This is a genomic window from Paracoccus sp. (in: a-proteobacteria) (genome assembly GCF_030538655.1).
GTDB lineage: Bacteria > Pseudomonadota > Alphaproteobacteria > Rhodobacterales > Rhodobacteraceae > Paracoccus.
In genome coordinates, this window is the sequence record NZ_JAUNTO010000002.1 from 20,023 (window position 1) to 43,857 (window position 23,835).

At 62.4% G+C, this 23,835-nt stretch carries 20 protein-coding genes and 1 pseudogene; 15 read left to right on the forward strand and 6 right to left on the reverse strand.

What is annotated here, in order from left to right:
* Positions 1-19: 19 nt before the first annotated feature.
* Together dnaK and Q4G22_RS01810 are read right to left on the reverse strand one after the other, a co-directional pair.
* Positions 20-1,963 (reverse strand): annotated as a pseudogene (dnaK, locus tag Q4G22_RS01805) (molecular chaperone DnaK); the annotation flags it as partial.
* Positions 1,964-2,154: 191 nt separating this feature from the next.
* Positions 2,155-2,976 (reverse strand): ABC transporter permease, encoded by an 822-nt coding sequence (locus Q4G22_RS01810; RefSeq protein ID WP_303384187.1) that lies wholly within the window; start codon positions 2,974-2,976, stop codon positions 2,155-2,157.
* Between the two features lie 125 nt (positions 2,977-3,101).
* Between Q4G22_RS01810 and cysQ the strand changes: the two genes are divergently transcribed.
* From cysQ to Q4G22_RS01850, 8 genes are all read left to right on the forward strand, one after another.
* Positions 3,102-3,899 carry a 3'(2'),5'-bisphosphate nucleotidase CysQ gene (cysQ, locus tag Q4G22_RS01815; protein WP_303384188.1) on the forward strand — a complete coding sequence of 266 codons (798 nt, stop codon included), beginning with the start codon at positions 3,102-3,104 and terminating at the stop codon, positions 3,897-3,899.
* A gap of 2 nt (positions 3,900-3,901) precedes the next feature.
* The gene (locus Q4G22_RS01820; protein WP_303384189.1) at positions 3,902-4,702 is read left to right on the forward strand and encodes a 3-deoxy-manno-octulosonate cytidylyltransferase; all 801 of its coding nucleotides are present in this window, start codon (positions 3,902-3,904) and stop codon (positions 4,700-4,702) included.
* Positions 4,703-4,890: 188 nt separating this feature from the next.
* Positions 4,891-5,784, forward strand: coding sequence for a UTP--glucose-1-phosphate uridylyltransferase (locus Q4G22_RS01825; protein ID WP_303384190.1), 894 nt, complete (start codon positions 4,891-4,893; stop codon positions 5,782-5,784).
* A 12-nt stretch (positions 5,785-5,796) separates the two neighbouring features.
* A complete protein-coding gene (gene galE, locus Q4G22_RS01830) occupies positions 5,797-6,783 on the forward strand; it encodes a UDP-glucose 4-epimerase GalE (RefSeq protein ID WP_303384191.1) in 987 nt (328 codons plus the stop codon).
* A complete protein-coding gene (locus Q4G22_RS01835) occupies positions 6,780-7,838 on the forward strand; it encodes a glycosyltransferase family 2 protein (protein WP_303384192.1) in 1,059 nt (352 codons plus the stop codon). Before galE ends, Q4G22_RS01835 begins: the two co-directional genes overlap by 4 nt.
* Positions 7,839-7,948: 110 nt before the next feature.
* Positions 7,949-8,941, forward strand: a complete 993-nt coding sequence (locus Q4G22_RS01840; protein WP_303384193.1) for a glycosyltransferase family 2 protein — start codon at positions 7,949-7,951, stop codon at positions 8,939-8,941.
* Positions 8,938-10,608: a beta-1,6-N-acetylglucosaminyltransferase gene (locus Q4G22_RS01845; RefSeq protein ID WP_303384194.1), complete on the forward strand. Its 1,671-nt coding sequence runs from the start codon at positions 8,938-8,940 to the stop codon at positions 10,606-10,608. Before Q4G22_RS01840 ends, Q4G22_RS01845 begins: the two co-directional genes overlap by 4 nt.
* On the forward strand, positions 10,601-12,010 hold the full coding sequence (locus Q4G22_RS01850) for a hypothetical protein (RefSeq protein ID WP_303384195.1): 1,410 nt from the start codon (positions 10,601-10,603) through the stop codon (positions 12,008-12,010). The genes Q4G22_RS01845 and Q4G22_RS01850 overlap by 8 nt, the downstream gene beginning before the upstream one ends.
* 363 nt (positions 12,011-12,373) lie before the next feature.
* Here Q4G22_RS01850 and Q4G22_RS01855 read toward each other — a convergent pair whose 3' ends face one another.
* Complete coding sequence (locus Q4G22_RS01855; protein ID WP_303384196.1) at positions 12,374-13,762, reverse strand: phosphomannomutase; 1,389 nt, start codon at positions 13,760-13,762, stop codon at positions 12,374-12,376.
* Positions 13,763-13,841: 79 nt separating this feature from the next.
* Positions 13,842-15,935 carry an ATP-binding protein gene (locus tag Q4G22_RS01860; RefSeq protein WP_303384197.1) on the reverse strand — a complete coding sequence of 698 codons (2,094 nt, stop codon included), beginning with the start codon at positions 15,933-15,935 and terminating at the stop codon, positions 13,842-13,844.
* A gap of 139 nt (positions 15,936-16,074) precedes the next feature.
* Between Q4G22_RS01860 and Q4G22_RS01865 the strand changes: the two genes are divergently transcribed.
* From Q4G22_RS01865 to Q4G22_RS01885, 5 genes are all read left to right on the forward strand, one after another.
* Positions 16,075-16,476: a ketosteroid isomerase-related protein gene (locus Q4G22_RS01865; protein WP_303384198.1), complete on the forward strand. Its 402-nt coding sequence runs from the start codon at positions 16,075-16,077 to the stop codon at positions 16,474-16,476.
* Positions 16,473-17,054 (forward strand): GNAT family N-acetyltransferase, encoded by a 582-nt coding sequence (locus tag Q4G22_RS01870; protein ID WP_303384199.1) that lies wholly within the window; start codon positions 16,473-16,475, stop codon positions 17,052-17,054. The genes Q4G22_RS01865 and Q4G22_RS01870 overlap by 4 nt, the downstream gene beginning before the upstream one ends.
* Positions 17,051-17,905 carry a carbon-nitrogen hydrolase family protein gene (locus Q4G22_RS01875; RefSeq protein WP_303384200.1) on the forward strand — a complete coding sequence of 285 codons (855 nt, stop codon included), beginning with the start codon at positions 17,051-17,053 and terminating at the stop codon, positions 17,903-17,905. The genes Q4G22_RS01870 and Q4G22_RS01875 overlap by 4 nt, the downstream gene beginning before the upstream one ends.
* Positions 17,906-17,991: 86 nt before the next feature.
* Positions 17,992-18,420: an alternative ribosome rescue aminoacyl-tRNA hydrolase ArfB gene (gene arfB, locus Q4G22_RS01880; protein WP_303384201.1), complete on the forward strand. Its 429-nt coding sequence runs from the start codon at positions 17,992-17,994 to the stop codon at positions 18,418-18,420.
* A 5-nt stretch (positions 18,421-18,425) separates the two neighbouring features.
* A complete protein-coding gene (locus Q4G22_RS01885; RefSeq protein ID WP_303384202.1) occupies positions 18,426-18,905 on the forward strand; it encodes an NUDIX hydrolase in 480 nt (159 codons plus the stop codon).
* 254 nt (positions 18,906-19,159) lie between these two features.
* Here Q4G22_RS01885 and pncB read toward each other — a convergent pair whose 3' ends face one another.
* Together pncB and pncA are read right to left on the reverse strand one after the other, a co-directional pair.
* A complete protein-coding gene (pncB, locus tag Q4G22_RS01890) occupies positions 19,160-20,452 on the reverse strand; it encodes a nicotinate phosphoribosyltransferase (protein WP_303384203.1) in 1,293 nt (430 codons plus the stop codon).
* Positions 20,453-20,456: 4 nt separating this feature from the next.
* On the reverse strand, positions 20,457-21,053 hold the full coding sequence (gene pncA / locus Q4G22_RS01895; RefSeq protein ID WP_303384391.1) for a bifunctional nicotinamidase/pyrazinamidase: 597 nt from the start codon (positions 21,051-21,053) through the stop codon (positions 20,457-20,459).
* A 188-nt stretch (positions 21,054-21,241) separates the two neighbouring features.
* Between pncA and Q4G22_RS01900 the strand changes: the two genes are divergently transcribed.
* Both Q4G22_RS01900 and Q4G22_RS01905 read left to right on the forward strand, forming a co-directional pair.
* On the forward strand, positions 21,242-22,828 hold the full coding sequence (locus tag Q4G22_RS01900) for an SLC13 family permease (RefSeq protein ID WP_303384204.1): 1,587 nt from the start codon (positions 21,242-21,244) through the stop codon (positions 22,826-22,828).
* A 36-nt stretch (positions 22,829-22,864) separates the two neighbouring features.
* Entirely contained in the window at positions 22,865-23,770 is a 906-nt protein-coding gene (locus tag Q4G22_RS01905) for a rhodanese-related sulfurtransferase (RefSeq protein ID WP_303384205.1), read from the forward strand.
* The last annotated feature ends 65 nt before the right edge of the window (positions 23,771-23,835 follow it).

The window sequence follows — 23,835 nt, forward strand, 5'->3', positions numbered from 1 at the left end:
CGGTTGATGACAGTCCAGATCAGTTGCGCTTTTTGTCTTCGCCCAGATCTTCGAAGTCGGCGTCCACGATGTCGTCATCGACACCACGAGGGCCGGGTTCGCCCGCGTCGTCGCCACCGGGGCCTTCGGACTGCGCCTTATAGATCGCCTCGCCCAGCTTCATCGAGGCATCCATGACGTTCTGGATTCCGCCGCGGATCTTGCCCGCGTCGTCACCTTTGAGCGTGTCTTCCAGCGCGCCGATGGCCAGTTCGATCGCCTCGACCGTCGAGCCGTCCACCTTGTCGCCATGCTCGTCCAGCGATTTCTTGGTCGTATGGATCAGGCTTTCGGCCTGGTTCCGGGCTTCGACCAGTTCGCGGCGGGATTTGTCGGCCTCGGCGTTGGCTTCGGCGTCTTTCACCATCTTTTCAATGTCTTCGTCGGACAAGCCACCCGAAGCCTGAATGGTGATGTTCTGCGTCTTGCCGGTGCCTTTGTCCTTGGCCCCGACCGAGACGATGCCGTTGGCGTCGATGTCGAACGTCACCTCGATCTGCGGCAGGCCGCGCGGCGCGGGCGGGATGTCTTCCAGATTGAACTGGCCCAGCAACTTGTTGTCAGCGGCCATTTCACGCTCGCCCTGGAACACCCGGATCGTCACCGCGTTCTGGTTATCCTCGGCGGTCGAGAAGATCTGGCTTTTCTTGGTCGGAATCGTGGTGTTGCGGTCGATCAGGCGGGTAAAGACGCCGCCCAGCGTTTCGATGCCCAGCGACAGCGGGGTCACGTCCAGCAGCACAACATCCTTGACGTCGCCTTGCAGAACGCCGCCCTGAATGGCCGCGCCAAGCGCCACAACTTCATCAGGGTTGACGCCCTTGTGCGGCTCCTTGCCAAAGAATTTGGTCACTTCCTCGATGACCATCGGCATCCGGGTCTGACCGCCGACAAGGATCACCTCGTCGATTTCATCCTTGCTGACACCGGCGTCTTTCAGCGCGTCCTGACAGGGCTTCATTGTCCGCTTGACCAGATCGCCGACCAGCGATTCCAGTTTCGCGCGGGTCAGTTTCACCACCATGTGCAGCGGGGTGCCGCTGTTTTTATCCATGCTGATGAACGGCTGGTTGATCTCGGTCTGGCTGGCCGAGGACAGTTCGATCTTGGCCTTTTCCGCCGCCTCTTTCAGACGTTGCAGCGCCATCTTGTCCTTGGTCAGATCGACGCCGTGTTCTTTTTTGAACTCTTCCGCCAGATAGTTGACGATGCGCATGTCGAAATCTTCACCGCCAAGGAACGTGTCCCCGTTGGTCGATTTCACCTCGAACAGACCGTCGTCGATTTCCAGAATGGTGATATCGAACGTCCCGCCGCCAAGGTCATAGACGGCGATGGTTTTCGATTCTTTTTTGTCCAGACCATAGGCCAGTGCGGCGGCGGTCGGTTCGTTGATGATGCGCAGCACCTCAAGGCCCGCGATCTTGCCGGCGTCCTTGGTCGCCTGACGCTGCGCGTCGTTGAAATAGGCCGGAACGGTGATGACGGCCTGCGTCACCGGCTCACCCAGATAGGATTCGGCGGTATCCTTCATCTTTTGCAGGATCATCGCGCTGATCTGGGCGGGGGAATATTTCTCGCCATGCGCTTCGACCCAGGCGTCGCCGTTGCCGCCGTCAACGATGGCATAGGGGACAAGGTTCTTGTCCTTTTCCACCTCGGCGTCGGTGACGCGGCGGCCGATCAGGCGCTTGACCGCGAAAATGGTGTTGGCGGGGTTGGTGACGGCCTGACGCTTTGCCGGCTGGCCGACCAGACGTTCGCTGTCGGTAAAGGCGACGATCGAGGGGGTGGTGCGCGCACCTTCGCTGTTTTCGATGACCTTGGGCTGGCTGCCGTCCATGATGGCGACGCAGCTGTTGGTGGTGCCGAGGTCAATTCCGATGACTTTGGACATGAATAAGAGCCTTTCTTGCGGCGATCTGCGGGCGTTCGGGTCCGTTACGGCCCCCGCCGCCCGATCCCTTGGGTTGTTCCGACAGCCGGCTGGCGGGCTTGCGCTGTCAACCGGCTTCGGCGTCTATATAGGAAGCGATTTGCGCGCCGCAAGCGCGGGCGGCGATCCGTTGCAACGTGCGGGCGCGACGGATGCAATACCTGATGCGCTGCGCCCGGTCATTTCCCCATCGACCAGCTAAGCGAGACGCGGTTGCGGGTCACGAATTCCGCCATCAGCCCGAACATGATGATGGCGGCCGTCAACCACAGCACATATTCCAGCGAGGTGCGCTGCGGGCTGTAGTTGATAAAGGCGAAACCGCGCGCCTGATCTATGATGTGAAAGAGTGGGTTCCAGTAAAACCACGGCAGCATGAAGCCGGGAATGGTGTTGGCCAGAAACATCTTGCCCGACGCGATCATGTTGATGCGCTGATACACCATGGTGATGATCCCCGCCGCCTTGGGCCACCAGGGTCGCATCGCCAGAAACACCATGCCGACGCCACAGCCCGACAACCAGCCCAGCATCAGCATGGCAAGGCAGCCGCGCCAGTTTTCAATCTCGATCGGGGTGATGAGGGCGTGATACAGCCACATGATGACGATGCACGCCAGCATCTGTTTATACAGTGTCGCCAGTGCCGCGCCGGAAATCAGAACGGCCGTATTCAGGGGCGCGTGTTTTATCATGTTCGATGTCAGCGCGCCCGACCCGGACACGGCCCCCACGGCCTGAATATGGGTCATGAAGATGAAGATGCCCGACATGATGAACAGCATGAAATCGCCGCGCACCAGCGACCCCCGGATGCCTAAAACATAATACATGACGTAAAATGCCAGCACCATCAGCGAGCTTTGCAGGATCGCGGTCAGCAGGCCCACGACCGCATTCCGGTCGCCCATGCGCATATTATAGACTGTCTGATGGTGAATCAGCGCCAGCGTGGTGAATGCGGCCTGAAGCAGATTACGGTTCTTGCGCTGAACGAACATGGTTGGCCAGATGGTCGGGGCAGGCGCGGTGCTTGCCCATTGCGGATCGTCGGATCATAAGGACACAAAGGTTTCGATTCAATGAACGCCGCCGTATCTTTGCTGGCCGCGACGGGATGAAAACGATGGATTTTGAACGACTGACCACGGAAATGCGCCGCCTTGCGCTGCAAGCCGGTGAAAAGATCATGGAAATCTATGGTTCCGATGATTTCGAGGTGCGGGCGAAATCCGATACTTCGCCGGTGACGGCAGCAGACGAAGCGGCGGATGCGCTGATTGCCGCCGGGCTGCGCGCGGCCTTTCCCGATGTCGCGCTGGTGACAGAGGAACAGGCCGAAACCCATGGGCAGTCGGCCAATACCTTTCTGATCGTTGATCCGCTGGACGGAACCAAGGAATTCGTTCAGCGCCGCGGCGATTTTACGGTGAACATCGCCTATGTCGAAAACGGCCTGCCTGTGCGCGGGGTGGTGTATGCCCCTGCCAAGGGGCGGCTGTTCTATACCACCGCCGATGGCCGCTCGGTCGAGGAAACCGGGCCGTTCGGGCCGGAACCCGGCGAGATTGCCTCGATTGGCGTCAACGCGACCCCCGACAATCGCGGGCTGATGGTGGTTGCCTCGAAATCGCACCGGGATGCGGCGACGGACAATTATATCGGTTGTTATGGCGTGCGCGACATGACCTCGGCCGGGTCGTCGCTGAAATTTTGCCTGGTCGCCACTGGCGAGGCGGATCTTTACCCCCGGCTTGGCCGCACGATGGAATGGGACACGGCAGCCGGTGACGCCGTGCTGCGCGGCGCGGGCGGCGAGGTGGTCCGCTTTGACGATCACACCCCGCTGGCCTATGGCAAGCCGGGGTTCGAGAACCCGTTCTTCATCGCCTACGCCCCCGGCGTTCTACTGTTGAAAGACTGAATATGAGCGTGGTCATCGTTATCCCGGCGCGCTTTGCCTCGTCGCGCTATCCGGGCAAGCCGCTGGTCGAATTGCGCGGTGCGCAGGGCGAGGCGCGCAGCCTGATCCGCCGCAGTTGGGATGCCGCGATGCAGGTGCCGGGCATCGACCGGGTGATCGTCGCCACCGACGATTCGCGCATCGCCGATCACGCCGTGGGCTTTGGGGCCGAGGTGGCGATGACCGCAACCACCTGCCGCAATGGCACTGAACGCTGCGCCGAAGCGATGGCCAATCTGGGCCTTTCGCCGGAAATCGTGGTGAATTTACAGGGCGATGCGCCCTTGACGCCCGCCTGGTTCATCAGCGATCTGGTGGCCGGTCTGCGCGCCGATCCGCTGGCCGAAGTGGCGACGCCGGTTCTGCGCTGCACCGGACAGATGCGCGCCGATCTGATCGCCGACCGCCATGCCGGGCGCGTGGGCGGCACCACCGCTGTGTTCGGGGCGACCGGACATGCGCTGTATTTTTCCAAGGAAGTCATCCCCTTTGTTCCCGGCGATGTGGCGCCTGATGCGCCCAGCCCGGTGTTCCATCATGTCGGCGTCTATGCCTATCGGCCTGCCGCGCTGGCCGCCTATGCGACTTGGGACGAGGGCACACTGGAAAAGCTGGAAGGGTTAGAGCAGTTGCGCTTTCTTGAACGCGGCCGTCCGGTTTTGTGCGTCGAGGTTGATTCGCGCGGGCGCGAGTTCTGGGAGCTGAACAATCCGCAGGACGTGCCCCGGATCGAGGCGATGATGGCGCGCATGGGGTTGACCTGACCGAAAAGACAGGCATCCTGTTACCTTGTCTGCGAAAAACCGCCTGTTTCGTGTGAGTAACGGCGAATTTTAGGCAGAATCCTGTTCGTTTGGGTGCGCGCTCTTGATAGTGTAACCCGATGTTATCATAACGCCGCTGCGGCGGGCGTTGTCCGGTTGTGCGTATTATGTTGAGCAGGAGCTTCTGAATGAGTCGCAAAGTCACCAAGGCCATTTTTCCGGTCGCCGGTTTGGGAACGCGCTTCCTGCCTGCCACGAAAAGCATCCCGAAAGAGATCATGACGCTGGTTGACCGGCCCCTGATCCAATACGCCATCGACGAGGCGCGGGCCGCCGGCATCAAGGAATTCATCTTTGTGACCTCGCGCGGCAAGGGCGCGCTTGAGGATTATTTCGACCATGCGCACGAGCTTGAGGCAAGCCTGCGTGAAAAAGGCAAGAAAGACCTGCTGGATACCCTGCGCGCCACCAATATGGAATCGGGTGCGATCGCCTATATCCGCCAACACAAGGCGCTTGGGCTGGGTCATGCGGTCTGGTGTGCGCGCCGTCTGCTGGCCGACGAACCCTTTGCCGTTATTCTGACCGATGACGTCATTCTGGGCGAACCGCCCTGCCTGCAACAAATGATCGAGGCGCATGAGGAAACCGGTGGCAGCATGGTCGCCACGATGGAGGTCGCGGCAGACAAGGCGTCGTCCTATGGTGTGCTGGACGTGGCTGAAGATATGGGGGCCATTGTTCGCGCCAGAGGTATGGTCGAAAAACCCGCCCCCGGCACCGCGCCGTCGAACCTTGCCGTGATCGGGCGCTATATTCTGGCACCGACGGTGATGCAGAACCTGAACAAGCTGCGCGCCGGTTCGGGCGGGGAAATTCAGTTGACCGACGCCATTGCCGACGAAATCACCGAAGGCCGCGACGTGTTTGGCCTGCGCTTCCGCGGGCAGCGCTTTGATTGCGGCAGCAAGATCGGCTTTTTGCAGGCGACTGTCGCTTTTGGTCTGGAACGGGATGAGCTGAAGGGTGAATTCTCGGACTATCTGTCCAATCTGATGTCGGTTCGCCGCGCGGCGGAATAACGGCAGACAAGCATGGCAGACAAGGTTCTGGTGACGGGTGGTGCGGGCTATATCGGTTCGCACGCATGCAAGGCGTTGGCGGCGGCGGGCTATGTGCCGGTGACGTTTGACAGTCTGGTGACGGGCTGGCGCGATGCGGTGAAATTCGGCCCGTTTGTGCATGGCGATCTGGCGGATCGTGTGGCGCTGGATGCGGCATTTGCCGAACACCGCCCGGTGGCCGTGATGCACTTTGCCGCGCTCAGCCAGGTGGGCGAGGCCATGGCCAAGCCCGGCCTTTATTGGCGTGCCAATGTCGCCTGCTCCCTGAACCTGATCGAAGCGACGCTGGCCGCCGGGGTGCGGGATTTCGTGTTCAGTTCGACCTGCGCTACCTATGGCGACCATGATGGCGTCGTGCTGGACGAAAACACCCCGCAACAGCCGCTGAACGCCTATGGCGCCAGCAAGCGCGCGATCGAGGATATGTTGCGTGATTTCGGGGCGTCGGATGGGCTGCGCAGCGTGATTTTTCGCTATTTCAACGTCGCCGGTGCCGACCCGGATGCCGAGGTGGGCGAATTTCACCAGCCCGAAACCCATCTGATTCCGCTGATCCTTGATGCGGTGGATGGGCGGCGTCCGGCGCTGACCATTCATGGCACTGATTACCCGACGCCCGACGGCACCTGCATCCGTGACTATGTGCATGTCAGCGATCTGGTCGATGCACATGTTCTGGGCCTGAAATGGCTGCGGGACGGGCGCGACAGCCGGGTGTTCTGCCTTGGCACCGGCACTGGCTTTTCCGTGCGCGAGGTGGTGGACGAAACCCGCCATGTCACCAACCGCCCCGTGCCGATGACCGAGGGGCCGCGCCGTGCTGGTGATGCCGTGCAACTGGTCTGCGGCAGCGCGCGCGCCCGTGATGAGCTGGGCTGGTCGCCGGATCGCTCAACCATGCGGCAGATGATCGGTGATGCCTGGCGCTGGCATCAGAACGGGCATTATCAGGGGTGAACGTCACTCTGCCGCCACCGCCCGTGCATCCTGTGCGCGATCTGTGGTCGGCTTGGCGGGCGCGCTGGAAACGGCGCGAACTGCTGTGGCGGATCATCCGCGCCCGCCGCGCGCTGACCTGTCTGCGCGATCAGACCCAGGCGATCCGCCCCGGTGATCTGCTGGCATTTGCGGTGATCCGCGATGAATCGCTGCGCCTGCCGGGCTGGCTGGATCATTACCGCGCCATGGGGGTGCGGCATTTCCTGATCGTCGATCACGACAGTCGCGATGACAGCGCCGATCTGCTGACCGCTGCGCCCGATGTATCGCTGTGGCGGGCGCAGGGTGGATACCGGGCGTCGCGCTTTGGCATGGACTGGCTGGGTTGGCTGTTGGCGCGTTACGGACACGGGCACTGGTGCCTGACGGTCGATGCCGATGAACTGCTGGTCTATCCCGGCTGGCCGGATCTCCCGCTGCCCGAGGTGACTGCCGCGCTGGAAAGCGTGGGGCGCAGCGCCATGGGTGCGCTGATGCTGGACCTGTTCCCCAAAGGCCCGCTGGATACGCCGATTGCACCGGGGCAAGGGCTGCTGGATCACCTGTGCTGGTTCGACGCTGGCCCGTATCAGACGCAGATTCAGCGCCCGCGTCTGAACCGCTGGACGCAGGGCGGCACGCGCCTTCGTGCCTTTTTCGCAGATCAGCCCCAGCGCGGGCCAACGCTGAACAAGCTGCCCTTGGTGCGCTGGAATCGGCGGTGGGTTTACGTCGTCTCGACCCATTCGATGCTGCCGCGCGGGCTGAACGCCGCCTATGACGGGCCGGGCGATCCGCGCCTGTCAGGCGTTCTGCTGCACACGAAATTCCTGCCCGACGCCCCTGCCAACGCACTGCGCGAGGCCGCGCGGGGCGAACATTTTTCCGAACCCGAGGCGTTTGGCCCCTATTACGCCGCTGTCGCGGCGGCCCCCGATCTGTGGCACCCTGGGGCGCATCGCTGGTCGGGGGATTGGCGACAATTGGCCGAATTGGGGCTGATGGGGAAAGATGATCGTCTTATGCGTGTGTGAAGTCTCTTGCATCGGGGTGATTTAGACAGCACTGCACAAGAGTCCTCCAGAAACCCTGGCGCATAGGCTGAATGTTTTCGTCTCAATGGTTTCAGCAACAATGGCGCGGGATGCGCAAGCGGGCCGAGCGGCAATGGCTGCTGGGACGCGCTATTCGCCGCCGTCACGCGCTGTCGCCGGTGGCGGTGCGGGCGGCGCAGATCAGACCCGATGACATCTTGCTGTTTTCCGCCATGCGCAACGAACGTATCCGGCTGCCCTATTTCATGGATTATTATCGCCGGATGGGGATTTCGCATTTCCTGATCGTCGATAATGACAGCACGGATGACAGCCGCGACTGGCTGGCGGATCAGCCAGATGTATCGCTGTGGCAGACGCAGGCCAGCTATAAGACCGCGCGCTTTGGGATGGATTGGATCAACTGGCTGCTGATGCGTTACGGCAACGGGCATTGGTGCCTGACCGTCGATCCCGATGAATTTCTGGTCTATCCGCATTGCGACCGCCGCCCGCTGGCGGCGCTGACCGATTGGCTGGATACGGCGGGCCTGCGGTCCTTTCCTGCGATGCTGCTGGATATGTACCCCAAAGGTCCGGTTGATGCCCAGCCTTATACCGAGGGTGCCGACCCGTTCACCATCGCCCGCTGGTTCGATCCCGCGAATTACTCTATCCGCAAGGATCGCCGCTATGGCAATCTGTGGATTCAGGGCGGTCCGCGTGCCCGCGCCTTTTTTGCCAACAATCCGCTGTCCGGCCCGGCGCTGAACAAGATTCCGCTGGTGAAATGGCACTGGCGCTATGCCTATGCCAGTTCGATGCATATGCTGCTGCCGCGCGCATTGAATCTGGTCTATGACGAAGACGGCGGCGAGGCGGTCTCGGGCTGTTTGCTGCACGCGAAATTCCTGTCCACGCTGGCTGAAAAAGCCTCCGAGGAACTGGATCGGCGACAGCATTATGCCGGCGGTCAGGAATACCGCGCCTATCACCGCGCGGTCGGGCGGGGCATTGATCTGTGGTGCCCGGCATCGCAGGAATACCGCGACTGGCAGCAGTTAGAGGATCTGGGCCTGATGTCGCGTGGGGGCTGGGCATGAGCGGGGACCATGTGCGCCTGGGCGTGATTCTGCTGTGCCATCAGCGGCTGGATCTGGCGGCGCGGATGGCCCGGCTGTGGGCAGAAGGCGGTGCGGCGGTGTCGGTTCACATCGACGGCAAAACTCCGATCATCGAGGCGCAGAAGATGCGCTATGATCTGGCCGATCTGCCGCAGGTGCGGTTCTGCCGCCGTCGCCGATGCGAATGGGGTCACTTCAGTCTGGTGCAGGCCACGCAGGATGCCGCTGAACTGTTGCTGGATCAGTTCCCCGATCTGACGCATGTGCTGCTGGCGTCGGGTTCATGCCTGCCGCTGCGCCCGGTCGTCGAACTTTGCGCCTTTCTGGGCCGCGACCCCACGCGGGACCATATCGAAAGCACGAACGCGACTGACGTGAACTGGGCTGTCGGGGGCTTAGACAGTGAACGCTTCACGCTGTTTTTCCCCTTTGACTGGCGCCGCCATCCCAAGATGTTCGATGGCGCTGTGCGGCTTCAGCTATGGCTGGGTATAACCCGCCGGATGCCCGCCGGGATTGCGCCGCACCTGGGGTCGCAATGGTGGTGTCTGACCGCGCGGACACTGCGTGCCATCCTCTCTGATCCCCGGCGCGAGGAATTTGACCGCTATTTTCGCGGCACCTGGATTCCTGACGAATGCTATTTCCAGACCCTGGCACGCCGCCATTCTGCCCGCATCGAAAGCAGGTCGCTGACGCTGGCGAAATTTGACGATCTGGGCCGCCCCTATCAGTTCTACGACGACCAGCAGGATATGTTGCAGGCGTCGGGCTGTTTCGTCGCGCGCAAGATCTGGCCGCGCGCCGCCGGTCTGTATGCGCATTTCCCGCAACCCGCGCCCGATGCCGCGCAGCCCGATCCGGGCGGCATTTCCCGTCTGATCGACCGCGCGGTGGAACGGCGCAAGCTGGGGCGACCGGGCCTGTATATGCAAAGCCGTTTTCCCCGCAAGGATCGCGAAAATGGCAAGACATCGGCCCCCTATGCGGTGTTTCAAGGCTTTACCGACCTGTTCCCCGATTTCGAGGCATGGCTGGCCCCGCGGATCAGCGCCGATGTGCATGGCCATCTTTTCAGCCCCGATCAGGTCGAATTTGCCGGGCGTCCTGCCATCGGGCCGGGGGCCATTCCCGACAGCCCGGCCCTGCGCGATCACGATCCCAAGGGGTTTCTGACCTCGCTGATCCGTATCAGCCCGCGAATGCAGGTGTTTCAATATGCCCCCCGCGACAGTCAGAAACTGAACTGGTTCATGGCGACCGACCCGAATGCGCGGCTGTTTGTCATCACCGGCGCATGGGCGGTGCCGCTGATCGGGTCAGAGATGCCCTTTGACGACATCCGTCGTGCCGCTGCGCTGTTTCAGCGGGCAGAACAGGCGCATCTTCAGATTCTGCGCTCGGTCTGGGTCAAGGCGCAGGTGGGGATCTGGGATCTGGCCGCGTTTCTGGATCGGCCCGATGCGGTGCTGGATGCGGCTCTGCGCCAGTTCGACGGTTCTGCCGCAGGTGCCGCGCCGTTGCCGCCGATGCGATCACTGGATGGCCTGCCTGATTTGCTGCGGCGGTTGCGCAATGCCGGGCTTCAGTCCTACCTGACGGGGAATATCAACCCCGCCGACGAATCCGAGGCCGCCGATGTTTGATCCCGCCTATCGCAGCTATGTCATCTTTGCCGGGATGCGCACCGGGTCCAATCTGCTGGAAGCGACCCTGAACCGGATTCGTCGCGTTACCTGCTTTGGCGAGGCGTTCAACCCTTATATGATGGGATGGCCCGACAAAGACGAATTGCAGGGCGTCACCCGCGCCGAACGCGAGGTCGATCCGCATCTGCTGCTGCGCAAGATTCTGGACAAGCCGAACCATCTGCCGGGGTTCCGTTATTTTCCGGGGCATGATCCGCGTGTGCTGGATGCGATCTTTGCCGACCGCGGCTGCGCCAAGGTTGTGCTGACCCGCAACCCGCTGGACAGCTATGTGTCCACCCGGCTGGCGCAAGAGACGAACCAATGGAAGCTGAACGAAACCGAAACTCCGATCCCGGCCAGCATCACCTTTGACCCCGCCGGCTTCCGCGAGATGCTGTCCGAAACCGAAGGGTTTCTGGCCGACATCATGCAGCGTTTGCAGGTCAGCGGGCAGTCGGCCTTTTGGCTGGGCTATGACGATCTGCGCGACGGTGATGTGATGACGGGGCTGCTGCACTGGCTGGGACGTCGTGATCTGGAACGGGTCGAGCCTGCCACCGATCAGGTGCCGCAAAACCCGCGCCCGATGGCGGAAAAGGTCAGCAATCTGACGGTGATGCGCGATGCGCTGGCGGCGATGGACCCGTTCGGCCTGACTCGCATTCCGGGGTTCGAGCCGCGCCGCGGCCCCGCCGTGCCGTCTTTCCTGACCACCGATGCCGGGCGCGGCCTGCTGTTCATGCCGGTGCGCGGCGGCCCGACCGAAGCGGTGCGCGACTGGATGGCCGGACTGGGGCAACTGGGGCGCGATTACACCCAGTCCAGCCTGCGGGGCTGGCGGCGCGACCACCCCGGCCACCGTGCCTTTACCGTGCTGCGCCACCCTTTACTGCGCGCATGGGGGGCGTTTCAGCATGTGCTGGCCGCGGCCAAGCCTGACCTGCGCCGCACCCTGCGCGATGTTCACCGCGTCGCGCTGCCCCCGGATCACGAACTGGCGCTGATGGATGACGCCGCGCTGGCCCGACACTTTGGCGAATTTTTGCTGTTCCTGCGCCGTAATCTGAACGGCCAAAGCAGTCTGCCCACGCATCCCGGCTGGGCCAGCCAGTCCGAGGTGATCGCCGGCTTTTCCCGTTTCGGCAGCCCCGACCTGATCGCGCGCGAGGATGATCTGACCGACGAACTGGCCATGCTGACACGCCGCACCGACATTTCCCCCGTGCCCAATCCACCCGCATCCGAAACATGGCCCGCATTTCTGGCCGACCCGGATCTCGCCAACGCCGCCCGCAACGCCTATGCGCGCGACTTCGCGGCGTTTGGTTTCGAAAGCGCGCCGCACCTCAGGGGCTGAACGTCACTAATTCATCAACGCAGCGGTATATTGCGGGCAGAGCCCCCAATATCCGGTTCGTTAAAAAAGCGAGAATAGCCAGACAAAGCCGCATGAACCGCCAGACCACGGCGCATCATCCCCGCGCGTCTGGAGCGATCCATCTGGCCATTCATACGCGCTTTGACCGCACGGTCACTGGCTCTGCTCCCTGCGCTTGGACCGACCGCGCCAGTCGCCAAGGGTGCAGATCATCTGCCAGCCAAGGCCCGGTTCGATCTTCACCCGTCAGACAATCCGTTACAGGGCCGACACCGGCCTCATGTCTTTCGTTTTCAAATATCCTCGGGGGTCCGGGGGCGGAAAGCCCCCGGTTGCGACGCTTCAGCCCTGCAAGACAGCGACGATTTCAGCCTGTTTTTCCTGAACCAGATCGCTGTCACCATCCGATTCCAGATTCAGACGAACCACAGGTTCGGTGTTCGACTTGCGCAGGTTGAACCGCCAGTTGCCGAAATCCAGCGAAACCCCGTCCATATCGTCGCGGCCTTTGGCTGCCGGGCCAAAGGTTTCGATGACGCGGGCGATGGATTCGTCAGGGTTGCTCAGACGATAGTTGCTTTCGCCCGACGACGGGTAAAGCCGCATCCGTTCCGACAACAGATCCGCCAGCGATTTCCCTTTGCGCGACAGCAGCTCCACCACCAGTAGCCACGGAATCATGCCGCTGTCGCAATAGAAAAAGTCGCGGAAATAATGATGAGCCGACATCTCGCCGCCATAGATCGCGCCGACATCGCGCATCTTGCGCTTGATAAAGGCGTGGCCGGTCTTGGATTGCACGGCCTCGCCCCCGGCCTCGGCGATCATGGCGCGGGTGTTCATCACGACGCGGGGATCGTGCACCACCTTTTCGCCCGGTGATTTTTCCAGAAATGCCGCGCCTAGCAGACCGACGATGTATTCGCCCGGAATGAACCGCCCGGTTTCGTCAAAGAAGAAGCAGCGGTCAAAGTCGCCATCCCAGGCCACGCCCAGATCCGCCCTTTCGGCCCGCACCGCATCCGAGGTGCGCGGCTGGTTTTCGGGCAGCAGCGGGTTGGGGATGCCATTGGGGAAGCTGGAATCGACATTGTGATGCATCCGCACAAATGTCAGCGGGGCGCCGCGGCGCTCCAGTTCGGCGGCGATGGCATCAAATGTCGGGCCTGCGGTGCCGTTTCCGGCGTTGACCAGAATTCTCATCGGGCGCAGTGCGGCCACATCGACGAAATCGGCCATGGCCTTGGCATAGGTGTCGCGCGCCTCGCGGAAATCGATGACGCTGCCGACCGGCGCGGCGGCAAATTCGCCATTCTGCGCCAGTTCGATGATCGGCGGCAGTTCGGTCGCCGGGTCCAGGGGTGCAGACCCCTGACCGACGATCTTCATGCCATTATAGCTGATCGGGTTGTGCGAGGCCGTGACCTCGATCCCGCCGTCAGCACCGAAATGGCCTGTGGCAAAATACACTTCCTCGGTGCCGGCCAGCCCAAGATCCAGCACATCGGCCCCGCCTTCGGTCAGGCCACGGATCAGCGCTGCCGCCAGTTCGGGCGAAGATTCGCGGCTGTCGCGACCGACCACGACCTTTTTAGCGCCGCGTGCCTGCGCAAAAGCGCGGCCCACGCGATAGGCAACATCGGCGTCCAGATCGACGCCCAGTTCGCCGCGCACGTCATAAGCCTTGAAGCAGGTGATCGGGCGATGGCCCATGGAAAGTGGCGTCGTCATCTTGGAACCCTCGAATCCAGTAATACTGTGCTCTCGCTAACAAATCCGTGCCTGATTGCAAACAGGCCGCGAACCGTCATCATGCCGCTGCGCCATGATCTGCCGGCAGGGGCGGGCGTGCATCGGCTGGCGCATGGCGGACAAGCTGTTCGGTTAGCGCAGCGCGGCGCACCGGCTTGGTCAGCACCTCGTCAATGCCCGAGGCCAGCACCTCGGCCTGGTCCTCGTCACTGACGGCGGCCGTGACGGCGACGATGCGGGTGCGGGGCAGGCCAGAGGCCTGTTCGATGCGGCGGATGGCTTGCGCGGCCTGTTTGCCATCCATGACCGGCATCGACACATCCATCAGGATCAGGTCGGGCCGATTCTGCTGCCAGATCGTCACCGCCTGCTGCCCGTCTTCGGCCGGCAGCAAGATACAGTCGCAATGCCGCAGCATCTTTTCGACGACCAGCCGGTTGGTGGCATTGTCATCGGCGACCAACACTTTCATCTGCCGCAACTCGTCCGGCGGGGGCGGGTTCTCGGTCGTCAGAGATGCCGACACCTGCGCGATCATGGGTGTCAGCAACGCCTCGCGGATCACGGGCAGGGTAACAACGCGGTCGAATTTCTGCGAGGCCGGATGCTGCTGGCTGGCACTGACCATCAGCCAGATCTTGGTGTCGGGCGCGCGGCTGCGCAGCAGATTCAGACGCTGTATGATCCGGTCGCGGTCTCCGGTGCAGAACAGCAGAGTCAGCGCGGGTTGCAAACCGCCATCCAGCGCATCCTGCAAACCTTCGTCATCGTTGCGGATGTCCATGCGCAGGCCAGTTCCGGCGATCATCCGGCGCAGATGCCGCGACAGGGCGCGATCATCCTGCACGGCCAGAACCGTGCCTGCCTGTGGCGACACTGGCGGCAACGGATGCTGGACACCGCTTACGGGGACCAGCGGCAGGCTGACCCCAAAGGTCGAGCCGGTGCCCGGATGGCTGTCCAGCCACAGCCTGCCGCCCATGGCCTGCACCAGTTGCGCCGTGATCGCCAGCCCCAGCCCGCTGCCGCTGATCCCGGTCAGGCCCGGTTCGGCCAATTGGCTGAATTCCTCGAAGATCGAATCGACCCGTTCATCCGGGATGCCGGGGCCGCTGTCATAGATCAGCACATTCGGGCCGTCGCTGCCCGGCGTCACGATCAGCCGGACAAAGCCTGTCTGCGTATATTTCACAGCATTACCCAACAGGTTAACGACAACCTGCCGCACACGCCCCTCGTCGCCTTGCCAGCGTGTTGGCATCATCGGATCGCACATCACCCGCAGATCCAACCCCTTGGCGCGGGCGGCGGGTTGCAGCAGGGTCGCCACCTCGACCACGACCTTTTCCAGATCAAAGCTGGCTTGGGTCAGGCGGATGCCGTCACTGCGCCCGCGCGAGAAATCCAGCACGTCATTGATGATGGTCAGCAGCGCCTCGGCCGAATTGCGGATTGTTTCGGCATAACGCTGGCGTTCGGGGTCAAGCCCGCTGTCGCACAGCATTTCCGCCATGCCGATGACACCGTTCATCGGTGTGCGCAGTTCGTGGCTCATATGCGCCAGGAAGGTTGTCTTGGCGTCACTGGCGCGGCTGGCCTCGGCCATGAGATGTTCCAGTTCGGACTGGCGGGTCATCTCGCGCGAGATGTCGCTGGCGATCATCACAAGATTGTTGAACGGATCGCGGCGGATCGACCAGCGAAATATCGCGCCCGAGGCAAGGCGCACGATCAGCGGTTCGGCATCGTCCGTGACGGCGCGCATGACCCATTCCGTCATCTGGGTGCCGGACAGGTCGGTCATCTGATGCCGGTCAATTGCATCGCACAGCAGTTGCAGATGCACCCCGGTGTCGATCCGCACCTTTTGTCTGAAAAATGTGCGGAACGAATTGTTGGCAAAGATCAGCCGCTGATCGCTGCCAAAAATCGCAAACCCGTCGCGCAGCGTTTCCAGCCCGTGCATCAGGCTGAGGTTTTTGGCCTTGATCCGCCCGGTGACGTGCAGAAACTCGGTTGCAATGGCCTGACTGGTGGGCGGCAGCAGGCTGACATCAGCCTCTGGCACCCGCCCCAGCCGCAACTGAGTCAGGCATTCGGTCATCAGATTGTGCAGTTGCGTCACCTCATCCGGGCTGCTGTCTGGTTCCATCCGCGCCATGTCCGATTCGCTGTTCCGTCCCCGGTTTTTATCCGCCGAGGGATGAAGATCGGGTTAAACTGGTCCCAAGGGCTGGGGTGACGGCGGCATTTGCCCGCGCTATGCCAAAGGGGCCGACAAGGAGAAGATGATGGACGCCAAAGCCCTGATCGCCGCCTATTACGATGCTTTCAACGCCGGTCGCACGGACGAGATGATGGACCTGCTGCATGATGAAGTGGAACACCACGTCAACGAAGGCAAAATCCGCAAGGGCAAGGCTCTGTTTGCCGAATTTAACGCCCATATGACCGTCAGCTATCGCGAGAACCTGACGGATATGGTGATCTTTGCCAATGACACCGGCGACCGTGCGGCGGCGGAATTCGTGGTGAACGGCACCTATCTGAAAACCGACCCCGGTCTGCCCGAGGCGCGCGGTCAGACCTATCGTCTGCCCGCCGGGTCGTTCTTTACCATCCGCGACGGCCAGATCGCCCGCGTCACCACCTATTATAACCTTGCCGACTGGGTGGCGCAGGTTTCGGCATGATCGAAACCCGCGTCCTGACCGGGGATGATCTGACTGCCGCGCTGGATGATGTGGCGCGGCTGCGCATTACGGTGTTCCGCGACTGGCCGTATCTTTACGATGGCGATCTGGCGTATGAGCGGGACTATCTGCGCGCCTATCAATCGCCTGGCGCGGTGGTCGTGGCGGCGCTGGACGCTGGGCGCGTGGTGGGCGCGGCCACCGGCGCGCCGATGACGGATCACGCCGCAGATTTCGCCGCCGCCTTTGCCCACCGCCCCGAACCGCTGGAGCAGATATTTTACTGCGCCGAATCGGTGCTGCTGCCTGAATATCGCGGCCACGGCCTGGGCCATGCCTTTTTTGACGCGCGCGAAGGCCACGCCCGCGCCTTGGGCCACCGCTATTGCGCCTTTTGCAGCGTGATCCGCCCGGTTGACCACCCCGCACGCCCGGCCGACTATCGCTCTTTGGACGGGTTTTGGCGCAAGCGCGGATACGAAAAGCTGCCCGGCGCAATCGCCTCGTTCACATGGCGGGATGTGGGTGATGCCGCCGAGACCCGTAAAGACCTGCAATTCTGGATGCGCCCGCTATGAAAATTGCCGCTGCCGCCTATCCGCTGGACTGGTTCGACAGCTTTGCCGATTATCAGACCAAACTGACCGCTTGGGTCGATGACGCCGACGATGCCGATCTGCTGGTTTTCCCCGAATATGGCGCGATGGAGCTGGCCAGCCTTGGCGGGCGGTCGGTGGCCGGTGATCTGGAACAATCGCTGCACGAGGTGGCGCGGCACATGCCCGCAGCCGCCGCGCTGCATGAACGGCTGGCGCGGGAACGTGGTTGCCACATCCTTGCGGCCTCGGGGCCGGTGTTTCAGGGTGCGCGCCCGGTGAACCGCGCGGTTCTGTTTGGCCCGGATGGCGTGATCGGCCATCAGGACAAACAGGTGATGACCCGGTTCGAGCGCGAAAGCTGGAATGTTGTCGGCGCGCCGGGCTTGCGGCTGTTCGACACCGCCTTGGGTCGGATCGGGGTGCTGATCTGCTATGACAGCGAATTTCCCTTGCTGGCGCGGGCATTGGCGGATGCGGGGGCCGAACTGCTGCTGGTGCCGTCCTGCACCGATACGGTTGCGGGCTTTAACCGGGTGCGGATCGGGGCGATGGCGCGGGCGCTGGAAAATCAATGCATTGTCGTGCAATCGCCCACGGTCGGCCTGTGCGACTGGTCGCCTGCCGTGGATGAAAACCGGGGCAGGGCAGCCATTTATGGTCCGCCGGATGGGCTGTGGCCTGAAACCGGGATCGTGGCCCAAGGTGCGATGGACGTGCCCGGCTGGGTGTTTGCGCAGGCCGATCTGGCGCGTGTCCGGCAAAGCCGTGAGGGGGGCGCGGTTCTGCCATTCCGTGATTGGCCTGAATCAAGTCACGGGAAAGTGACCTGAAATCTGCGACCATTCTGCGTCAGATTTCACTTTAAATTAATCAACATGTCTTTTCATGCAGGCATAACGCGCCGTAAAAAGGCCAAATGCTCTATGTGTCAGACACTATCTCGCTCCATGAATGGGAGCTGTCGGAACATTTCACCCGGTCGCAGGGGCCGGGGGGGCAAAATGTGAACAAGGTTTCGACCGCCGTTGAACTGCGCTTCGAGGCTGAACGCTCGCCCAGCCTGACCGATTCGGTCAAACGGCGGTTGCGGCGGCTGGCCGGGCGACGCTGGACGCAGGATGGTGCCGTGGTGATCCTGGCGCAGGAAACCCGCAGTCAGGCGCGCAACCGCGAATTGGCGCGTGAACGGCTGGCGGAACTGATCCGGGCGGCAACCGTTGTGCCAAAAAGGCGCATTGCCACACGCCCGACCCTGGGCAGCCAGCGCAGGCGGCTGAAGGCCAAGACGGAACGTGGTGCGATCAAGCTATTGCGCGGCAAGATTGACGAGAGGCAGGACGATTGACTGAAATGAGCGCCAATATCACGGCGGCTGTCGCCGTGCCCTCTGCTGTGATGCCCACTTTGAAAATTCAGGTGGGGGCGCTGTGCCGCGATCCGGCCAGCGGTAAGGTGCTGTTGATTACCAGTCGCGGCACCGGGCGCTGGATCATTCCCAAAGGCTGGCCGATGACAGACCGCAGCGATGCCGATGCCGCCATGCAGGAGGCGTGGGAAGAAGCGGGTGTCAAAGGCAATATCAGCCGGGACGAAATTGGCCGCTATGACTATGACAAGCTGAACGATTCCACTGGCGGCATCATCCCGGTTCAGGTGCGGGTCTTTACCGTCGAAGTGTCCGAGCTTGCTGACAGCTATCCCGAAGCAGGTCAGCGCACCCGCCGCTGGGTGTCGCCGGGCAAGGCTGCGCGGATGGTTGACGAAAAGGGCCTGAAAAAGATCCTGCGCAATCTGCCCAAAATCGAAGCCCGCTCTGGTAAGAGGAAATAATCCGGCCAAAGCGCGGCAGTCGTCAGTGCACGGGCTGCCGCGCAGCCATATCTGCGGATATTCGGCCTTGGCCTGATGCCGGTCGCGCAAAACACATGCACGGGCAATTCCCGCGCGGACGATCACCCCAAAAGCACACCCAGCACAGGCATTCAGCCCTGTTCGATTACGCCGAATCCCTCAGCCTGTCGCCGCCGCATCCCAATCAGACGGCGTGCAATGCCCGCCCAAGGCGAAAAAGCGACGCTCTGCCGTTAGACGATGACCTGCTGCGCCTGCTGATCGCCGACCCCGAACACGCGGCGATAACGGGTGATTTCATCCTCGGGTCCGGTGGCTTTGGCGGGGTTGTCGGACAGTTTGACGGTGGGCCGCCCGTTCGCCGCCACCGCCTTGCAGACCAGCGAAAACGGCGCCAGACCATCGCCCGCGACAAGGCCGCGGAAATCGTTGGTCAGCAGCGTGCCCCAGCCAAAGCTGACCTTCACCCGGTTGTGGAACTGCTGATACAGGTTGTTGATCTGCTCAACATCCAGCCCGTCGGAAAAGATTATCAGCTTTTGCCGGGGGTCTTCGCCGCGGTCCTGCCACCAGCGGATTGCGGTTTCCGCACCCGTCGCCGGATCGCCGCTGTCGATGCGCACCCCGGTCCAGCCCGCCAGCCAGTCGGGTGCGCCGTCCAGAAAGCCTTTGGTGCCATAGGTGTCGGGCAGGATCACGCGCAGATTGCCGTCATGTTCCTCGTGCCAGTCGGCCAGAACGCGATAGGGGGCCTGCCGCAGATCATCGTCCGTATCGGCCAGCGCGGCATAGACCATCGGCAATTCGTGGGCATTGGTGCCGATGGCCTCGATGTCGCGGCGCATGGCGATCAGGCAGTTCGAGGTGCCGATAAAGCGGTTGCCCAGACCTTCGATCATGGCCTGCACGCACCAGTCCTGCCACAGAAACGAGTGACGGCGGCGGGTGCCGAAATCGGCGATACGCAGCCGGTCCAGATGCCGCAGGTTCTGGATCTTTTCCCAGATCCGGGTCATGGCGCGGGCATAGAGCACCTGCAATTCGAACCGCCCCATCTCGCCCAGCACCGCGCGTGAACGCAGCTCCATCAGGATGGCCAGCGCGGGAATTTCCCACAGCATCACCTCGGGCCAGCGGCCTTCGAAGGTCAATTCATACTGGTCGCCCCTGCGTTCCAGATGGTAGGGCGGCAGGCGCAGGTTTTCCAGAAACTCCATGAAATCAGGGCGAAACATTTGGCGTTTGCCATAGAAGGTATTGCCGCGCAGCCATGTGCTTTCGCCGCGCGTCAGTGACAGGCCGCGCACATGGTCAAGCTGTTCGCGCAATTCGCCCTCGTCGATCAGCCGGGCCAGCGGCACATTGCGGGATCGGTTAATCAGGCTGAATGTCACCTGCGTATCAGGCCGGTTACGGAACACCGACTGGCACATCAGCAGTTTATAGAAATCGGTGTCGATCAGCGATCGCACGATCGGGTCGATCTTCCATTTGTGGTTATAGACGCGGGTGGCAATATCGACCATCTGATTACTCCTGCATCACGCCGGCGGCGGCCATGTCGGCGCGGGCACGGCCCAGCGACCCGTCAAGGTCGATGGCGCGGGTTGCGGATTCGATCACGCGGGCGCGAAAGCCCAGTCGGGCCGCGTCAATCGCCGACCATGCGACGCAGAAATCATGCGCCAGCCCGACAAAGGTCAGATCATCCAGCCCACGGTCACGCAAATATCCCGCCAGCCCGGTCGGCGTCGTGCGGTCGTTTTCAAAGAACGCGGAATAGCTGTCGATGGCCGGGCGAAATCCCTTGCGGATCACCAGATCGGCGACATCCACGGCCAGCGCGGGGTGAAACCCGGCCCCCTCGGTCGCGATCACGCAATGGTCGGGCCACAGCACCTGCGGGCCATAGGGCATCTGCGCCACGCTGAACGGCGCTGCGCCGGGGTGGTTGCTGGCAAAGCTGGCGTGATCCTGCGGGTGCCAGTCCTGCGTCAGCACGACTGCATCATAATCAGCCATCAGATCGTTGATCCCTGCCACGATTTCATCACCGCCAGCCACAGCCAGACGCCCACCGGGGCAGAAATCCAGCTGCATGTCGATAACGATCAAGGCGCTTGCCACAGCGGTTCCCCCCACGATTACGCTGAACGACACTGGTAACATCTGACGGGGGCGCGTCAATGGCGGCGATTCCCGGCGATAAATGCGGCCCAAAGTCGCATGATGCTTGACCCTTACGGCGGGTGCATCGCAGTAAGAGAAGATGATACGGGAAAATTGATGGAAATGAGCAAGGGGGGAAACTCATTATGGATGAACCACGCCATCAGGGGCAATACGAAGAATATCCTGACGGGCCGGGTGCCGGCAGTCAGTGGATCTGGATTTTCCGTGCTGGCGGGATCATTGCGGCGCTGATCGTTTACATGCTGTTGGGCAACGCGGCAGAGCTGTCGCATGATGCCCGTGTGGTCGCATCCATCGGCACGCTGATGGCGATCTGGTGGATGTCCGAGGCGATCCCGCTGTCGGCCACATCGCTGCTGCCGGTGGTGTTGATCCCGGCGCTGACCGAGCGGACGGTGGGGCAAACGACTTCGGCCTATGCCAATTCCATCGTATTCCTGTTTCTGGGCGGTTTCCTGATCGCCATCGCGATGGAGAAATGGAACCTGCATCGCCGTATCGCACTGTTGACGCTGCGCAAGGTCGGCGTTGAACCCAAGCGGATCGTGCTGGGGCTGATGCTGGCCACCGGTTTCCTGTCGATGTGGGTGTCGAACACGGCCACTACGCTGATGATGCTGCCGATTGCGCTGTCAGTGCTCAAGCTGGTGATCGCAAGCAAGGCCACTGCGCAAAGCGCCGATAGCGTGGGCGATGCGCTGGATGAAGGCGCCACCCTGTCGGATGCGATCCGCGATCCTGAAATCCGTGCCTTTGGCGTCTGTCTGGTGCTGGCGATTGCATGGTCGGCCAGCATGGGCGGGCTTGGCACGCTGCTGGGCAGCCCGCCCAACGCCATCGTTGCCGGCTATGTCCGCGATGAACTGGGGCGCGAGATCGGCTTTCTTCAGTGGATGATGGTTGGCACGCCGCTGGCCTTTACCTTTATTTTCATCGCGTGGTTCCTGATGACCAACGTGCTGTATCGGTTCAACCTGACCGAGATTCCGGGCGGGCGTCAGATGATCGACCGTGAAATCGCCGGTCTTGGCCCTGTGTCGCAGGGCGAACGGATGGTGATGCTGGTGTTTGGCGGCGCGGCGTTTTTCTGGGTCGTGCCTGGTCTGCTGAAAAGCCTGCTGGGGTTGGATCTTGGACCGCTGGGCAATCTGGATGACACGGCTATCGCCATTGCGGCGGGGATCATCCTGTTCATCCTGCCGGGCCAGGGCACACAGCGCATGGTTCTGGAATGGAAGGATGCCGAGGACGGGCTGCCTTGGGGTGTGCTGCTGTTGTTCGGCGGTGGTCTGGCACTGGCGGGCGCGGTTGCGGCCTCGGGGCTGGACCAGTGGTTCGGCGCGCAGGTCACAGGTCTTGGCGCGCTGCCGATTCTTGCGCTGGCGGGTGTTGTCACCCTGCTGATCCTGTTCCTGACCGAGATCACCTCGAACACCGCGACGGCGGCGACCTTTATCCCGATTCTGGGCGGGGTTGCGCTGGGTATCGGGGCCGATCCGATGACGCTGCTGATCCCGGCGGCATTCGCGGCGACCTGTGCTTTCATGCTGCCGGTCGGCACGCCGCCGAACGCCATCGTGTTCGGTTCGGGTTATGTGACCATCGGCCAGATGGCGCGGGGTGGTCTGGTGCTGAACATTGTCGGTGTCGTGCTGATTACGCTGTTCTGCTATTTGCTGGGCGGCATGGCGCTGGGCCTGCGGTTCTAGGTTGCGACCAGGCAGCGCGGCGGCTAAGGGCAGCATATGCTGACTGTCGCCGCGCTGTATCACTTTACCCGATTTGACGATCCGGCGGCCCTTCACGGGCCGCTGTTGTCTGAGTGCACCAGCCATGGCGTGCGTGGCACGCTGTTGCTGGCGCGTGAAGGCATCAACGGCACCATTGCCGGACCGGCGGCGGGCATTGCCGCTGTGCTGGATCACATCCGCGCCCTGCCGGGTTGTGACGGTCTGGTCTGGAAGGAAAGCCGGGCCGACACCATGCCTTTTGCTCGCATGAAGGTGCGGCTGAAACGTGAAATCGTCACCATGGGCCAGCCTGACGTGGACCCGACAGCGGCCGTCGGGCGCTATGTCGCGCCGGGCGACTGGAACACGCTGATTTCGGCCAATGATGTGGTGGTGATCGACACCCGCAACGATTACGAATACGCCATCGGCAGCTTTGCCCGCGCCATCGACCCCGGCACCCGCAGCTTTCGCGATTTTCCGGCGTGGTGGCGGGCGAATGCCGATCAGTTCGCGGGCAAGCGGGTGGCGATGTTCTGCACCGGCGGCATCCGCTGCGAAAAATCCACCAATTTTCTGCTGGGCGAAGGCGTGCCCGAGGTGTTTCACCTGCAAGGCGGCATCCTGAAATACCTTGAGGATGTGCCCGAAAGCGAAAGCCTGTGGCACGGCGATTGCTTTGTGTTCGATCAGCGGGTCAGCCTGACGCACGGGCTGGCGCAGGGTGCGCATGACGGGCTGTGTCACGCCTGCCGCCGACCTTTGTCGCCCGGAGATCGTGCCCGTCCCGAATACGAAACCGGGGTCCAGTGCCACCACTGCGCCGGTGAATACAGCGATGCCGACCGCACCCGCTTTCGCGAGCGTCAGCGTCAGGTCGAACTGGCCGAGGCGCGCGGGACGACGCATCTGGGCGGATAGGCCGTTGCCCCGCGCCCTGACTGCGGTTAAATCGGGGCGATTTGCATCAGCACGGGGGCGCGCGG

Excerpts from the sequence above, each read along its gene's own strand:
- Q4G22_RS01810 (WP_303384187.1), bottom strand. The coding sequence starts at position 2,976 with ATGTTCGTTCAGCGCAAGAACCGTAATCTGCTTCAGGCCGCATTCACC.
- cysQ (WP_303384188.1), top strand. The coding sequence starts at position 3,102 with ATGGATTTTGAACGACTGACCACGGAAATGCGCCGCCTTGCGCTGCAA.
- Q4G22_RS01820 (WP_303384189.1), top strand. The coding sequence starts at position 3,902 with ATGAGCGTGGTCATCGTTATCCCGGCGCGCTTTGCCTCGTCGCGCTAT.
- Q4G22_RS01825 (WP_303384190.1), top strand. The coding sequence starts at position 4,891 with ATGAGTCGCAAAGTCACCAAGGCCATTTTTCCGGTCGCCGGTTTGGGA.
- galE (WP_303384191.1), top strand. The coding sequence starts at position 5,797 with ATGGCAGACAAGGTTCTGGTGACGGGTGGTGCGGGCTATATCGGTTCG.
- Q4G22_RS01840 (WP_303384193.1), top strand. The coding sequence starts at position 7,949 with ATGCGCAAGCGGGCCGAGCGGCAATGGCTGCTGGGACGCGCTATTCGC.
- Q4G22_RS01845 (WP_303384194.1), top strand. The coding sequence starts at position 8,938 with ATGAGCGGGGACCATGTGCGCCTGGGCGTGATTCTGCTGTGCCATCAG.
- Q4G22_RS01850 (WP_303384195.1), top strand. The coding sequence starts at position 10,601 with ATGTTTGATCCCGCCTATCGCAGCTATGTCATCTTTGCCGGGATGCGC.
- Q4G22_RS01855 (WP_303384196.1), bottom strand. The coding sequence starts at position 13,762 with ATGACGACGCCACTTTCCATGGGCCATCGCCCGATCACCTGCTTCAAG.
- Q4G22_RS01860 (WP_303384197.1), bottom strand. The coding sequence starts at position 15,935 with ATGGAACCAGACAGCAGCCCGGATGAGGTGACGCAACTGCACAATCTG.
- Q4G22_RS01865 (WP_303384198.1), top strand. The coding sequence starts at position 16,075 with ATGGACGCCAAAGCCCTGATCGCCGCCTATTACGATGCTTTCAACGCC.
- Q4G22_RS01870 (WP_303384199.1), top strand. The coding sequence starts at position 16,473 with ATGATCGAAACCCGCGTCCTGACCGGGGATGATCTGACTGCCGCGCTG.
- Q4G22_RS01875 (WP_303384200.1), top strand. The coding sequence starts at position 17,051 with ATGAAAATTGCCGCTGCCGCCTATCCGCTGGACTGGTTCGACAGCTTT.
- arfB (WP_303384201.1), top strand. The coding sequence starts at position 17,992 with ATGCTCTATGTGTCAGACACTATCTCGCTCCATGAATGGGAGCTGTCG.
- Q4G22_RS01885 (WP_303384202.1), top strand. The coding sequence starts at position 18,426 with ATGAGCGCCAATATCACGGCGGCTGTCGCCGTGCCCTCTGCTGTGATG.
- pncB (WP_303384203.1), bottom strand. The coding sequence starts at position 20,452 with ATGGTCGATATTGCCACCCGCGTCTATAACCACAAATGGAAGATCGAC.
- Q4G22_RS01900 (WP_303384204.1), top strand. The coding sequence starts at position 21,242 with ATGGATGAACCACGCCATCAGGGGCAATACGAAGAATATCCTGACGGG.
- Q4G22_RS01905 (WP_303384205.1), top strand. The coding sequence starts at position 22,865 with ATGCTGACTGTCGCCGCGCTGTATCACTTTACCCGATTTGACGATCCG.